At 68.4% G+C, this 14534-nt stretch carries 14 protein-coding genes; 7 read left to right on the top strand and 7 right to left on the bottom strand.

The genetic code is table 11. The annotated features are described in order from the left end of the window. The first annotated feature begins 28 nt into the window (after positions 1-28). Together HWX39_RS04260 and HWX39_RS04255 are read left to right on the top strand one after the other, a co-directional pair. Complete coding sequence (locus HWX39_RS04260) at positions 29-694, top strand: response regulator transcription factor (protein ID WP_174944973.1); 666 nt, start codon at positions 29-31, stop codon at positions 692-694. Continuing rightward, positions 681-2102: a sensor histidine kinase gene (locus HWX39_RS04255; protein WP_175965705.1), complete on the top strand. Its 1422-nt coding sequence runs from the start codon at positions 681-683 to the stop codon at positions 2100-2102. The genes HWX39_RS04260 and HWX39_RS04255 overlap by 14 nt, the downstream gene beginning before the upstream one ends. 25 nt (positions 2103-2127) lie before the next feature. Here HWX39_RS04255 and HWX39_RS04250 read toward each other — a convergent pair whose 3' ends face one another. From HWX39_RS04250 to HWX39_RS04230, 5 genes are all read right to left on the bottom strand, one after another. Beyond that, positions 2128-2574: a hypothetical protein gene (locus tag HWX39_RS04250; RefSeq protein WP_175965704.1), complete on the bottom strand. Its 447-nt coding sequence runs from the start codon at positions 2572-2574 to the stop codon at positions 2128-2130. A gap of 74 nt (positions 2575-2648) precedes the next feature. Further along, positions 2649-3413, bottom strand: coding sequence for an ABC transporter ATP-binding protein (locus tag HWX39_RS04245; protein WP_175965703.1), 765 nt, complete (start codon positions 3411-3413; stop codon positions 2649-2651). Continuing rightward, positions 3410-4267 (bottom strand): ABC transporter ATP-binding protein, encoded by an 858-nt coding sequence (locus HWX39_RS04240; protein WP_175965702.1) that lies wholly within the window; start codon positions 4265-4267, stop codon positions 3410-3412. Before HWX39_RS04240 ends, HWX39_RS04245 begins: the two co-directional genes overlap by 4 nt. An 11-nt stretch (positions 4268-4278) precedes the next feature. Then, on the bottom strand, positions 4279-6090 hold the full coding sequence (locus HWX39_RS04235) for an ABC transporter permease (protein WP_175966083.1): 1812 nt from the start codon (positions 6088-6090) through the stop codon (positions 4279-4281). Positions 6091-6124: 34 nt separating this feature from the next. Next, on the bottom strand, positions 6125-7318 hold the full coding sequence (locus tag HWX39_RS04230) for an ABC transporter substrate-binding protein (RefSeq protein WP_011356128.1): 1194 nt from the start codon (positions 7316-7318) through the stop codon (positions 6125-6127). 355 nt (positions 7319-7673) lie between these two features. Here HWX39_RS04230 and HWX39_RS04225 point away from each other — a divergent pair, with 355 nt between their 5' ends. The 4 genes from HWX39_RS04225 to HWX39_RS04210 are packed head-to-tail and all read left to right on the top strand — an operon-like array spanning position 7674 to position 11286. Then, positions 7674-8690, top strand: coding sequence for a LysR family transcriptional regulator (locus HWX39_RS04225; protein ID WP_175965701.1), 1017 nt, complete (start codon positions 7674-7676; stop codon positions 8688-8690). Beyond that, entirely contained in the window at positions 8687-10120 is a 1434-nt protein-coding gene (locus HWX39_RS04220; protein WP_175965700.1) for an NAD(P)/FAD-dependent oxidoreductase, read from the top strand. Before HWX39_RS04225 ends, HWX39_RS04220 begins: the two co-directional genes overlap by 4 nt. 45 nt (positions 10121-10165) lie before the next feature. Then, entirely contained in the window at positions 10166-10696 is a 531-nt protein-coding gene (locus tag HWX39_RS04215; RefSeq protein ID WP_175965699.1) for a hypothetical protein, read from the top strand. Further along, positions 10693-11286 carry a peroxidase-related enzyme gene (locus HWX39_RS04210; RefSeq protein ID WP_175965698.1) on the top strand — a complete coding sequence of 198 codons (594 nt, stop codon included), beginning with the start codon at positions 10693-10695 and terminating at the stop codon, positions 11284-11286. The genes HWX39_RS04215 and HWX39_RS04210 overlap by 4 nt, the downstream gene beginning before the upstream one ends. Positions 11287-11394: 108 nt before the next feature. On the opposite strand, the gene HWX39_RS04205 is transcribed toward HWX39_RS04210, so the two are convergent. After that, positions 11395-12039 carry an isoprenylcysteine carboxylmethyltransferase family protein gene (locus HWX39_RS04205; protein WP_244134899.1) on the bottom strand — a complete coding sequence of 215 codons (645 nt, stop codon included), beginning with the start codon at positions 12037-12039 and terminating at the stop codon, positions 11395-11397. A 429-nt stretch (positions 12040-12468) separates the two neighbouring features. Beyond that, on the bottom strand, positions 12469-12900 hold the full coding sequence (locus HWX39_RS04200) for an Lrp/AsnC family transcriptional regulator (protein WP_006479718.1): 432 nt from the start codon (positions 12898-12900) through the stop codon (positions 12469-12471). 550 nt (positions 12901-13450) lie between these two features. Here HWX39_RS04200 and HWX39_RS04195 point away from each other — a divergent pair. Beyond that, entirely contained in the window at positions 13451-14530 is a 1080-nt protein-coding gene (locus HWX39_RS04195) for an ornithine cyclodeaminase (RefSeq protein WP_175965696.1), read from the top strand. The last annotated feature ends 4 nt before the right edge of the window (positions 14531-14534 follow it).

The raw sequence follows: 14534 nt of genomic DNA, 5'->3' as shown, positions 1-14534 counted from the left end.
CTAACCCACCCACCTGCGAAACGGCACCATGCGCATTCTCGTCGTGGAGGACGATGCCGAAATCGGCGCGGCGATCCGCAGCCGCCTGGCGCGGCTCGGCCATGCCGTCGATCTGGAAACCGACGGCGCGACCGCGCACGGGCTGCTGCGCGTCGAGCGCTTCGATCTCGTCGTGCTCGACGCGAACCTGCCCGGCATGGACGGCTTCACGGTGCTGCGCCACCTGCGCGCATCGGGCAGCACGACGCCCGTGCTGCTCGTCACCGCGCGCTCGGCGATCGACGACCGCGTGAGCGGCCTCGGCCTCGGCGCCGACGACTACCTGGTGAAACCGTTCGATTATCGCGAGCTCGACGCCCGCGTGCAGGCGCTCCTGCGCCGCAACAGCGGCCATGCGAACGACGTGCTGACACTCGGCGGCCTCGTGATCGACCGTAGCAGCCGCCTCGCGGAACTCGACGGCCAGCCGCTGTCGCTGTCGCGCCAGGAATTCGCGCTGCTCGAAATCCTCGCGAGCCGCCCGCAGCGGATCTTCTCGAAGGACGAGCTGCTGAACCAGCTGTTCAGCTTCGGCAACGAGCCGACCGCGAACGCGGTCGAGCAGTACGTGACACGCGTGCGCAAGAAGCTGCAGGGCAGCTCGGTCGAGATCCGTACCGCGCGCGGGATGGGGTACCAGATTGCGGCGCATTGACTGGTTCCCGAAGACGCTGTTCGGGCGCACGCTGCTCTTCATCGCGCTCGTCGTCGCGACCGGCGCGCTCGCGCTCGCGGCGATCGCGCGCTACTACGCGGGCGTCGCGGCCGAACGCGCGTACGACCAGTTGCTTGCGGGCGCATCGATCCAGGTCGCGGAAAACCTCTACGTACAAGGCGGCGTGCTCGCGCTGAATCCGCCGGTGGCCGCGCTGTCGACGCTGTCGCGCTACGACCTCGTCTACTACAAGGTGGTCGATTCGCGCGGCATCGTCGTGGCCGGCTACAACGATCTCGCGAGCCCCGCGACGCTCGCCGCCGCGAAACAGGGCCCCGCGTTCGCGAACGGCATGTACCAGGGCCACCGGATCCGCACCGCGACCATCGCGCGCTACATGCCCGAGGAAAGCACGCCCGGCTGGGCGCTCGTGACCGTTGCGCAAACCACCAACGCGCGCCAGCAGCTCACGAACGACATGAGCATCAAGGTCTGGACGCTGATCCTGCTGATGAGCGTACTCGCGATCGGCGCGAGCGGCCTCGCGATCCGGCGCGGCCTGCGCCCGCTCGCGCAGATCGGCGCGATCATCGCCGCGCGCGACCCGGCCGACCTGCGGCCGGTGGCCGTCGATACGCCGAGCGAGATCGATGCGATCATCGGCTCGATCAACGGGTTGATACACCGCCTGGCCGAGCGCATCAACGCGATGCAGCGCTTCATCGCGGATGCCGCGCACCAGATGCGCACGCCGCTCGCGCGGCTCGACGCGCAGATCGAGCTGCTCGACGGCGAAGCCGATCCCGCGCGCCATGCGGCGCGGCTCGACGCGTTGCGCGCGACCTGCTCGGACGTCGGGCGGCTTACCGGCCAGCTGCTCAACCATGCGATGGTGATCCATCGCACCGAGGCCGTGCCGCTGCAACCCGTCGAACTCGTCGCGCTCGCGAAGGTCGTGCTCGGCCGCACGATTCCGCTCGCGGGCGAGCGCGATGTGGCCGTCGCGTTCGCAAGCGACGCGCCGATCGCCTGGATCGACGGCGACGCGATCAGCCTGCAGGAAGCGCTGTCGAACGTGCTGCACAACGCGTTGCTGCACGGTCACGCGGACGATATCGTCGTCTCGGTCGCGACGCAGGGCAACGCCGGCGATGCCGTGACGCTGACCGTCACCGACAACGGTCGCGGGATTCCGCGCGAGCACTGGGATGTCGCGCTGCAGCCGTTCGTGCGGATCGCACCGGATGGCAGCGAACGGCGCACCGGGTCGGGCCTCGGGCTCGCGATCGTGCAGGAAGTGATGAAGGCACACGGCGGGCGCGTCGGGTTTGCGTTCCCCGATGCGGGCGGGTTCGCGGTGGTGTTGACGTTTCCGCGCGCGGCGGGAATCGGCGCGGAAAACGCATGAGCCTGCGGACCTGCGCAGCAGGCACTCAATCGTCGCTGTCGTCATCGAAGCGGTTACGCTCCACGTGCCGCGCGACCACCCGGTCCAGCTCGTCGTACTGACGATCGCAAAACAGCCGGCACAACGTATCGACGTCCGCGCGCGTGTCGACGTCGATCGTGTCGACATGCCGCTCCAGCTTGCCCTTGCCGATCCCGAACAGCCCCTTCTTCATCCGCATGGATACGGCATTCAGCTGGAAGCCGCCCGCATGCGCATCGCTCAACGCGGTCACCCACAACTCCCGCTGATCGTCGGCATGCTGCAGCACGAGAGCCGGCAACGGGCCTTCCTGCGTATCGTCCCATTCGGCATGCTGCGCCGCCCACGGGAATGCATCGAATGCCTGCATGAACGACGGGTAATCCGTCGCCCCCTGCGGATCCAGTTGCTCGAAATCGTGGCCGACCTTCTGAATGGAGTAAGTCAACATGGCGCGCTAGCCCCCGTGGCGTTCGAGTTCAGGAGAACGTCAATTTACGCCGAATATCGGAAACGTCACACTCACTACGCCGCTACGGCCTCCCCGCCGAGATACGCATCGCGCACGCGCTCGTCGTCGAGCAGCGTCTTCGCGGGCCCTTCGAGCACGACGCGTCCCGTCTGCAACACATACCCGTAATGCGCGATCTCCAGCGCGAGGCTCGCGTTCTGCTCGACCATGAACACCGTCACGCCCTGCTTATTGATCGCATCGATCAGTTCGAGCACCTTGTCGACGTACAGCGGCGACAGCCCCATCGTCGGCTCGTCCATGCAGATCAGCTTCGGTCGCGCCATCAGCGCCCGCGCCATCGCGAGCATCTGCTGCTCGCCGCCCGACAGCGTGCCCGCTCGCTGCGTCAGCCGCTCGCGCACCCGCGGAAACAGGTCGAGCACGCGCTCGTAGTCGTGCGCCACCGCCGTGCGGTCGCCACGCGTGTACGCGCCCATCAGCAGGTTCTCGCGCACGCTCATGTCGCCGAACAGCCGCCGCGCCTCGGGCACGGCCGCGATCCCGCGCCGCACGCGCTGCGGCGTCGCGAGCGCCGTGACGTCGTCGCCGTCGAAGCGCACGACGCCGCGGCGCGGCCGCATCAACCCGAGAATCAGTTTCATCGTCGTCGACTTGCCGCTCGCGTTGCCGCCGAGCAGGCTGACGATCTGCCCGCGACCAACCTCGAAGTTCACGTCGAAATGCACCTGCACCGGCCCGTAGAACGTGTCGAGGTGTTCGAGTGTCAGCAACGCGTCGGTCATGGTCGTGTGGAGCCCTGAAGAAAGTGCGGTCATGCGGCCGCCTGTGCCGCGCGGCCGGCCGGTGCGCCGCCCGCATGGCGACGGCCGAGGTACGCCTCGATCACGCGCGGATCGTGCCGCACGTCGCGTGGCGCGCCTTCGGCGATCTTCACGCCGTTGTCGAGCACCATCACGCGGTCGGACACGCGCATCACGAGTTCGAGCTTGTGCTCGATCAGCAGGATCGTCAGGCCGCGCGCCTTCAGCGACTGGATCAGTTGCAGCATCTCGGCCGTCTCCGTCTCGTTCATCCCGGCCGTCGGTTCGTCGAGCAGCAGCAGGCGCGGATGCAGCGCGAGCGCGCGGCCGATCTCCACGCGCCGCCGGTTCGCATACGACAGGCTGTGCGCCGGATGATCGATGCGCGGCGTGAGCCGCTCGCCGAACCCGGCGACGATCGCGCGCGCCTCGTCGCGCAGCGCGGCTTCCTCGCGCCGCACGGCCGCGGGCCGCACGAGCGCGCGCAGCACCTCGGCCGCCGCGCCGAGCGCGGGCCAGCCCGGCCGCGCCGCGCGCAACCGCGCATGCGCGCCGATCAGCACGTTGTCGAGCACGCTCAGGTTGCCGAACACGCGGCCGTGCTGGAACGTGCGCGCGATGCCGAGCGCCGCCAGGCGTTCGGGCGCCGTGCCCGTGATGTCGCGGCCGTCGAACGTCACGCGGCCGGCATCGGGCCGGTCGGCGCCCGCGATCAGGTTGAACAGCGTCGACTTGCCCGCGCCGTTCGGCCCGATCACGCTCAGCAGTTCACCGTCGGCGAGTGACAGGCTCGCGCCGTCGAGCGCGGTCACGCCGTCGAAGCGGCGCGTCAGGCCCTGCACGTCGAGCAGGGGTCGATGGGGGGTCATCGTGTTCCTCCTTACACCGTGCCGAGCAGGCCCTGCGGCCGGAACCGGACGAGCAGCAGCAGCACGAGGCCGTAGATCAGCATCCGGTAGTCGGCCGCCCAGCGGAACAGCTCGGGCAGCCCGATCAGCGCGATCGCGCCGGCGATGCCGCCGAGCACGTTGCCGAGCCCGCCGAGGATCACCATCGTCAGCGCGAGGATCGACACCTGCGAATCGAAGGTCTGGTGATTGATGTAGCTGTACAGATGCGCGGCGATCCCGCCGCTCACACCGGCCGCGACGCCGCCGACCGCGAACGCGATCGCCTTGTAGCGGTTCGGCGCGATACCGTGCGCACGCGCGGCGACCTCGTCCTCGCGCACCGCGCGCAGCGTGCGGCCGAGATGCGAGCGCAGCAGCCGCACCTGCACGAGCGCGAACCCGACGAGCACCGCGAACGTGAACCAGTACGCGGCACGCGCGGTCGTCGCCCACGGCAGCGGTGCGATGCCGGTGATGCCGAGCGGGCCGCGCGTGAGGCCGTCCCAGTTCAGGATCACGAGGCTCACCACTTCGCCGATGCCGAGCGTCGCGATCGACACGTAGTGCCCGCGCAGCCGGAATGCCGGATAGACGAGCAGCGTGCCGAGCACGGCCGTGATGACGCCCGCGCACGGGATCGTCACGGCCGGCGACCAGCCGAGATCCGACGACAGCAGCGCCGACGCATACGCGCCGATCACGAGCAGCGCCGCGTGACCGAGCGAGATCTGCCCGACCGTGCCCGCGACCAGCGTGAGGCTCAGCGCGAGCAGCCCGTACAGCCACGCGTTGGTCAGCGTCTGCAGCACGTACGGCGACGCGCCGAGCCACGGCAGCACGGCCGCCAGTGCGACCAGCACGACGAGTACCGGGCGCGGCACGCGCACGGCCTTCGCGGCCGCGAGGAAGGTGCCGGTCATCGGCTCGGGCGGCAGCGCGCGGTTCGCACTGAACAGCCCGTTCGGCCGCCATACGAGGAACACGATCAGCAGCCCGAACGCGAACAGGTCGCGATAGCTGGTGCCGAACAGCGCGACGCCGTAGCTTTCGACGAGCCCGAGCAGCAGGCTGCCCGCGATCGCGCCCGGCACGTTGCCGAGCCCGCCGATCAGCAGTGCGACCACGCCCTTCAGTGTCGCCTGGAAGCCCATCGCCGGATCGATGCTGTTGTAGTACATGCCGACCAGCAGCCCGCTCACGCCGCCGAGCGCGCACGCAATCGCGAACACGGCCTGGTTCACGCGGTCGACGTCGACCCCCATCTGCAGTGCCGCGTCGCGATCCTGCGCGGTCGCACGCACGGCCCAGCCGAGCCGCGTGAAGCGCAGGAAGCCGTACAGCAGCGCGGCCGCCGCGATGCCGATGCCCGCGATCAGCAGGTCGAGCGAGCCGAGCGTCGCGCCGGCGATCCGCAGATGCCAGTCCGGCAGCGGCGTCGGCACCGCGCGCGGGTCCGCGCCGAACGCGAGCTGCGCGAGCTGGTCGAGGATGAAGCTGATGCCGATCGTCGCGAGCAGCGGTGCGATGCGCGCCGCGTGGCGCAGCGGCCGCAGTCCGATCCGCTCGATTGCGACGCCGAGCGCGCCGCAGCCGACCACGACCGCGGCGAGCGCGACCGGCAGCGGCAGCCCGAAGCGCGTCAGGCACAGCCAGCCGATGAACGCGCCGGCCATGTAGACCGAGCCGTGCGCGAAGTTGATCAGGTGCGACACGCCGAAGATCAGCGCGAGCCCGACCGCGAGCAGCGCGTAGATGTTGCCGACGATGAGGCCGTTGAGCGTGTAGTCGAGCCAGGAAGCCATCACGATGCGTCCGTCACGTGCATTCGGTTCAGGTTCAGCGTGCGGCGAGCTGCGGTTTCGCGCCGTCCCACAGCGCCCACTGCCCCTGCTTCACGACGAGATAGACGGTGCGTGCGCCCGCGACGCGGCGCGTCTGCGGATCGAAGCGCACCTTGCCGAAGATCACGCTCGGCACGTCGCTGATTTTCGCGAAGCCGTCGTGCGCGGCCTGGCGCGTCGTGCCGTAGCGGCGCAGCACCTCGGCCGACAGGATCAGCGCGTCGTATGCGCGCGCAACGAACGAATCGGGATCGGCGTGGAATTTCGCGCGATAGCGCTGCACGAACGCCTGCACCTCGGGGCGCGGCTCGGCCGGGAAGAAGTTCGATTCCGTATAGACGCCGTCGACGGCCGCGCCGCCCAGCTCGAGGAATTTCGGCGAATACACGGAGCCGACCGCCGCGATCGGCAGCGTGACGCCGGACGTGCGCGCCTGCCGCACGATCTGCGCGCCGTCCGCGTAGTACGAGATCAGCACGATCGAATCGGGCTTCGATGCGCCGATCCGCACGAGCGTCGAGCGGAAATCCTTCTCCGTCGGCTGATAGCCTTCGGCCGCGACGACCTGCGCGCCGAGCCCGGCCACCGCCTTCGCGAAAATGTCCTTGCTGGTACGGCCCCAGTCGGTGTTCAGGTACAGCACCGCGATCCGCTTGAAGCCGAGCTCCTTCACCGCGTAGCGCGCGAGCAGCGGCTGCTCCTCGGCCTGACTCAGCGCGGTGCTCCACAGATAGTCGCCGCCCTTCGTGAAGTCCGGATGCGAGTTCGTGAAGCCGAACTGGATCAGTTGCCCGCGCTGGTAGATCGGCGACGCGGCCATCGACGTCGCGCTGGAGAAGTCGCCCAGCTCGATCGCGATGCGCGGATCGGCGACGAACTTCTGCGCGATCGCCACGGCCTGGCGCGGGTCGCTGCGGCTGTCCTGGAAGTCGACTGCGAGCGGCCGGCCGTGAATGCCGCCGCTGCCGTTGATCTCGTCGAGCGCGAGATCGAAGCCGCGCTTCCATTGTTCGCCGTACTGCGCGTCCTGGCCCGTGAGCGGCCCGCTCACGCCGATCACCACCGGCTCGCCCGACACGCCCGCCGCGAGCGCGCCGCCCGTCGACAAGCCCCATGCGGCAGCAAGCGCCGCCACCGTGCCCAGCACGCGTCGCCATGCACCGCGTGCGTCGTTCCCCGAAACGTTCATGCGTCCCCCAGCTTCAGTCAGTCGAAAAGAGTGAGGGCATGTAACCATCCGGGTCAGGGCGATCCAACGAAGTTTTGCGCATATCGATATCGCGCGCGGCGCGAACGGGTGGGGGCTCGCGAACGCCCGCCTGCATGCCCCGCATCGCCCGACGCGTCGGCATGCATCGCATCACGTTGATTCGATTGGCGTTTCGCTCTCGTCACCCGTCGCAGCCGACGCACGCGCGCGCACCACCGGCCATCGCAACGATCGGGCCGTTCGCAGTTTTCGCGCTGTCGATAGCAAGAATGATTATATGAATCACGCATGCTCACACTCCTACAATGCGCAAATCGCATCATCGGAAGGTGTCATGGAGCTGCATCAACTCGAAGCCTTTTCCGCGGTCATGTCGGCCGGCAGCGTGACCGGCGCGGGCGAACTGCTCGGCCGCTCGCAGCCGGCCGTCACGCGGCAGATCCAGGAGCTCGAAGCCGATCTCGGCTACGCGCTGTTCGACCGCCACGGCCCGCGCGTCACGCCGACGCGGCGCGCGTTCCTGCTCTACGAGGAAGTCGAACGCTCGCTGGTCGGCCTGCGTGCGATCGAGGCGCGCGCACGGGCGCTCGGCGACGAAACCGCCGAACCCGTACGCATCGCGGCAACGCCTTCGCTCGCGGCCACGCTCGTGCCGGCCGCGCTCGCCGCGCTGCCCGACGGCGCGCAGGCGCCCCACTACCAGTTGCGCAGCGAATCGGCCGAGCATGTCGTGCACGAGGTGCTGGCCGGCACGGCCGATGTCGGCGTCGTCACGCTGCCGATGGCGCATGCGGGGCTCGACGTGCACTGGATCGCGCAGACGCCGTGCGTTGCCGTACTGCCTGCCGGCGATCCGCTCGCGGCGCAGCCACGCATCGCGCTGCGCGATCTCGCACGCCGCCGCATCGTGACGGTCGCGAACCGGCACCGGTTGCGCCAGCGGATCGATGCGGCATTCGCGGCCGCGCGGGTCGACGCGCGAGTATTCATCGAAACCAACGCGTCGCTGAATGCGGTGATGGCCGCGCGTGCGGGCATCGGGATCGGCATCGTCGATCCGGCGACGGGCGTCGCGCTGCCGGTGGACGGCGTCGTCGCACGCCCGCTCGACGTCGACATCCCGTTCGCGTTCGGTGTCGCGACGCCGGCCGGCAAGGCCCGCACGTCCGCCGTCGATGCGCTGCTCGACGCACTGCACCGTACGACGCGCGCGCTGCTCGACGACGTGATCTTTCACGACGCCGCCGCGCACGACGCGTTGCTGCGCGGTGACCGGCTGCGTGCCGAACGCGCGCCGCGCGGCGCAACCCGCACGACGCGCGCACGCCGTACCCGCCCGGAGGCCGCATGACGACACGGCCCGATGCACTCCCCGCGCTCGAAGCCCGGCTCGCGCAGGACCTGCGCTGGCTCGACCTGCCCGCGCCGTCGTGGGTGCCGCCGCGCGAGGCCGACGGCACACGCGTGCTCGACGTCGCGATCGTCGGCGGCGGCATGGCCGGGCTCGCGGCCTCCGCCGAACTACGCCTGCTCGGCATCGACAACCAGTGCGTGATCGACCGCGCGCCGGCCGGCTACGAAGGCCCATGGGTCACGTTCGCGCGGATGGACACGCTGCGCTCGCCGAAGCAGCTCGCGGGCCCCGCGCTCGGGCTGCCCGCGCTGACGTTCCGTGCCTGGTTCGAAGCGCAATACGGCTGCGATGCGTGGGACGCGCTCCACAAGATTCCCCGCACGCAATGGATGGACTACCTGCGCTGGTACCGGCGCGTGCTCGGCCTGCAGGTATGCAACGACACCACGCTCGTCGCGCTGCGCCCGCGCGACGACGGCCTGCTCGCGCTCGACGTGCACGGCAACGGTGAAGCCCGGACGCTGCTGGCGCGGCACGTGGTACTCGCCACCGGCCGCGACGGGCTCGGCGGACCATACGTACCGCCCGTCGCGCAACGCGCACCGCGCACGCGCTGGGCCCATTCGTCGGAGCCGATCGATTTCGCGGCGCTCGCGGGCAAGCGCATCGGCGTGGTCGGTGCGGGCGCATCCGCGTTCGACAATGCAGGCACCGCGCTGGAGGCCGGCGCCGCGCGCGTCGACCTGTTCTTTCGCCGCACGGACATTCCGCGCATCAACAAGCTGACGGGCATCGGCAGCCCGGGCCTCGTGCACGGTTACGCCGATCTCGACGACGCGACGAAGTGGCGCTTCATGCACTACGCGCTGACGTCGCAGACGCCGCCGCCGCGCGACAGCGTGCTGCGCGTGTCGCGTCACGCGCATGCGCATTTTCATGCGGGCAGCCCGATCGAGACGCTCGCGGAACACGCGGACGGGCTCGACGTGACGACGCCGCGCGGACACTACACGGTCGACTTCCTGATCTTCGCGACCGGCTTTCATTCGGACTGGACGACGCGCGCGGAATTCGCGTCGTTCGGCGCGCAGGTTCGGCGCTGGAAGGATCGCTATCGACCGGAGCCGGGCATGTGGATCGACGAGCTCGCCGAGTCGCCCGATCTCGGCCCCGCGTTCGCGTTCCAGGAGCGCGAGCCCGGCGCATGTGCGGCCATCACGCGGATCCACTGCTTCAACCATGCGGCGAGCCTGAGCCACGGCAAGCTGTCCGGCGATATCCCGGCCATCAGCGCGGGCGCCAGGCGGCTCGCGCGCGGGATTGCGAGCCGCCTGTTCGACGCGGACCGCGATCGTCACTACGACGCGCTCGTCGCGTACGCGAACGCAGAACTGCAAGGCGACGAATGGCACGACACCGACGCGTGAGCGCGCGTCCATCGATCACATTGACGACGAAGGGAACCCGAAACGATGACTGAATCCATCCCGCCGGCCGCCGCGCCGGACACGATCGACGCGATCGCCGGCCTGCGTGCCGGCGACGCCGTCGCCGCGCTGCGCCACGCGCGCGACAAGGTGCTGCTTCATACGCGGCTGAGCGAAGCTGCGCTGTTCGATCCCGCGTTGCCCGATCTTGCATTGATCGAAAGACTGCACGCGGCACGGTATGTCGCACACCAATCGAATGCGCAGGCATTGGCCGACACTTATCGCGCACGACTGATCGACGCAGGCGGCACGCCCGACGACATCGCACGCGCAGACGCCGATGCATTCGACGCATTGCCCCGCCGCATCGGCGCGATCCTTGCGCATGCGCGCCTGCTGACGCGCGCCCCCGTCGATGCGCGCCCGTCCGACCTCGACGCGCTGAAGTCGGCCGGGCTCACGACGCCCGCGATCGTCGCGCTGTCGCAGCTCGTGGCATTCGTCGCGTATCAGTTGCGGGTTGCCGTTGCCGCGCGGGCGCTTCAGGCACACGTCACCAGGGAGGCCGCATGACGACGGTCACGCACGGCTTCACGTCCGACACGCTCGGCTGGCGTGCCTGGCTCGACACCGTGTCGCTCGATGCCGCGACGCCCGATCAGCTCGCCGTGCTCGAAGCGAGCCACCCGCAAGCGAAGACGTCCGACTATTACCTGCTGCTCGTCCATCTTCCCGAGATCCTGCGGCAGCGTTCCGGCGTATTCAACGCGATCATGTACGGCCCCGGCGGGCTGTCGCGCGCGGAGCGCGAGCTGGCGAGCACGGCCGTGTCGCGCGTGAACGGCTGCGTGTACTGCGCGTCCGTGCATGCTCAGCGCTTCACCCAGCTCGCGAAACGCACCGACGCGATCGAGCAGGTGTTCGACGATCCGGCGACGGCCGGCACGACGGCGCGCGAACGCGCGATCGTCCGCTATGCGATCGCGCTGACGGAGCGGCCCGATACGGTCGATGCGAGCGATATTGCAGCGCTGGAAACCGAAGGGTTGACGCATGAGGAGATTCTCGACCTGTCGCACGCGGTCGCGATCTTCGCGTGGGCGAACCGATTGATGCTGACGCTGGGCGAGCCGGTGTTTCCGGAGCCGGCGGACAGCGCCTGACCATGTGGCGGTACCTGCACCTTTACTCGGGATCGACCCGATCGCGGCGCGGCACGCCGCGCCCATGTGCGCATCGGCGACGCGCATGGCGGGCGCCCGGCCCTCGCGTCAAAACACGCCCGGAATCAGCCGGTACCGCACCTTCTCCTTGTACGCGCGATAATCCGGGTCTTCCGACAACACTCTTTCCTCGAGACAGATCCGCCCGATCTGCAGCAGCATCCAGCTCGTGATCATGAACACGTTTCGTGGGCTGTAGTTGGCGAGCACGAAACCGATTTCGGACAACAAGTAGGCGGCATAGATCGGGTGGCGCACGAACCGGTACGCACCGACCGAAACGACCCCGCGATTGGCGGGCAGCAGACCGAACGAGCGCCCCAGTGACAGCTTCGCGAACAGCTGGCACGCAATCCCGCAAAACTGCAAGGTTCCGCCGGCCCACTCAGGAATCAGTTGGGTACTGGCGTCCAGTTGATAGGCGAGGCAGTAGAACGAGCCGCCGAGGGAAAAGAACACCGCGACCGGATGCCAGTCGCGCCGCTTCGGCAATTTCGCGAATGCTGACAAGCCAACGGTCAATGCCGCGGAGACGAACAGCAGGATCAGCGTGATCCGGCCTGGATTCTGGCGCCAAGGTATATAAGTCAGACAGGCAAATACGCCCAGCACGGTCACCGAACACACGCGAGCGCCAAGTTCGACCAGATTGATTGGCTCCGACGCCCCATCCGCACCCGCAGCATGCGGCATCAGGGTGCCCTGCGCACACGCTCCCCGCCCCCCTGCGTCCTGTGTGGCCTGTGTCATCTTGCTAACCCCGTCATTTATTGCGGTTATTTTTTTCCGTTTCAGATTAGCATGTCAAACCTGTCGAAGCGGGCCAAAGTTTTGACTTGGTGACGCCGATTAGTGTAATTCCCGAGAAACCAGCCAAATGGAAAACCGGAAGGGTTGAATATCCCGGTTGCCGGACGGTACGCCGCACATTCCACGCCCCGGGCGGATGAAACGATTCCCGTTCTCCGTAAGTTGACTGGCTTGCATTCCGACGGAATCGGGCCCGGGTAAACGCCATGTATGTCATGGCTGCGATCGCAACGGAATCGACGCCCGGCCCCGCGAACTTCGCATCGGCATACCCTTTTGTACGGCCGTCGCGGCCTCGCCGGGATACCCGCGTCACGCCTTGTGCGTCGACAGCAAAATACTCGTCTCGGTATTCGCGATCCCGTCGATCAGCCGGATCGCGCCGAGCACCCGATCGAAGTGCTCGAGCGAATCGGCATGCAGCTCGGCGACGAGATCCCAGCGCCCGTTGGTGCTGTGGATCGACGCGACGTTCGGATGGCCGCGCAGCACCTTCACCACTTCCGCGCCGCGATTGCCCTGCACGGCGATCGACATCAGCGCGCGGATCCGGTGCCGTTCCGCCGCCGGCTTGAGCCGCACCGTATAGCCGACGATCACGCCGTTCTTCTCCAGCCGCGTCAGCCGGTTCTGCACGGTCGCGCGCGCGACGCGCAATTCCTTCGCCAGCGCGACGACCGGCAGTCGCGCGTTGTCGCGCAGCAGCGCGATGAGCTGCCGGTCGACGTCGTCGAGCGTGATCATGAGTGGCGCTTCCTTGTTGAACGCAAACCGGCTGCCAGCGTGCCCGAGGCTGCGCGTTCCGACCAACCGGTATTGATCAAATTGCCAAATCTGGCCAGCATTTTGACAAGTCTATCGATAAATCTGCCACTTTTGCCGCCTTTTTGTTGGCTCGACTCGCGGAAATAATGACGCTATCGACCGGCGGGACATGTCGCGCCGCCGCTTTCCGCGAAGCCGGGACGCGCGCCGATGCACCGCCCGGTCGACCGGAATGCCAGGGGCACGCTGACCGGCACTGAGTATTTGAAGCATGGGACTCGAATAGGCGCTCAAGCGCCAGCTCGGATCGACCGCACAAGGCATGGGACCCGAGCAAGCGCTCAAGCGCCAACTCGGATCGACCGCACAAGGCATGGGACCCGAGCAAGCGCTCAAGCGCCAACTCGGGTCGACCGCACAAGGCATGGGACCCGAGCAAGCGCTAAAGCGCCAACTCGGGTCGACCGCACAAGGCATGGGACCCGAGTAAGCGCTAAAGCGCTAACTCGGGTCGACAGGAGACACACTGATGACCCGCTTCCTCGACGTTCCCGCCACCGCCCGACTGATCGCCAGGACCGGCGTCACGACGTTCCTCCGCGAACTCGTCGACACACTGCACGCCGACTACCTGCAATGGGCCGACTTCGACAAGTCACCGCGCGTCGCGTGCCACTCGCGCGACGGCGTGATCGAACTGATGCCCGTCGCGAACGCGTCGCTGTTCGCGTTCAAGTATGTGAACGGCCACCCCGTCAACGCCGCGCGCGGGATGCACACGGTGATGGCGTTCGGCGCGCTCGCCGAAGTCGATACCGGCTACCCGCTGCTGCTCGCCGAACTCACGCTGACCACCGCGCTGCGCACGGCCGCCACGTCGGTGCTCGCCGCACAAGCCCTCGCGCGCCCCGACTCGCGCACGATGGCGCTGATCGGCAACGGCGCGCAGAGCGAATTCCAGGCGATCGCGTTCCACACGCTGCTCGGCATCGACGAAATCCACGTGTTCGACGTCGATCCGCGCGCGACCGACAAGCTCGTGCAGAACCTCGCCGCGTACCCGGCGCTGCGCGTCGTGCGCGCCGCGTCGACCGCCGACGCCGTGCGTGGCGCCGACATCGTGACGACCGTCACCGCCGACAAGGCGTACGCGACGATCGTCACCACCGACATGATCGAGCCCGGCATGCACCTGAACGCCGTGGGCGGCGATTGCCCGGGCAAGACCGAACTCGCAGCGGGCGTGCTGCAAGCGGGCCGCGTGTTCGTCGAATTCGAGCCGCAGTCGCGCATCGAAGGCGAGATCCAGCAGATGCCGGCCGACTTCCCCGTCACCGAGCTGTGGCGCGTGCTGCAACGCGAGACGACCGGCCGCGAACGCGCGGACGAAGTCACGGTGTTCGACTCGGTCGGCTTCGCGCTCGAGGATTACTCGGCGCTGCGCTACCTGTATGCGCTCGCGCAACGGCACAACGCGGGTGTCGAGATCGCATTGATTCCGCCCGCCGTCGACCCGAAGAACCTGTTCGCGCTGATCGACGACCCGGCCGCGATCGCGCAGGGTCACGCGGCGTACGTGACCGAAGCCGTCGCCGCATTCGCGCGCTGACCGT

The organism is Burkholderia sp. BCC0322, assembly GCF_902833045.1.
GTDB lineage: Bacteria > Pseudomonadota > Gammaproteobacteria > Burkholderiales > Burkholderiaceae > Burkholderia.
The sequence above is the reverse complement of the archived record's forward strand: the minus strand, read 5'-3'. Positions and strand labels throughout refer to the sequence as shown.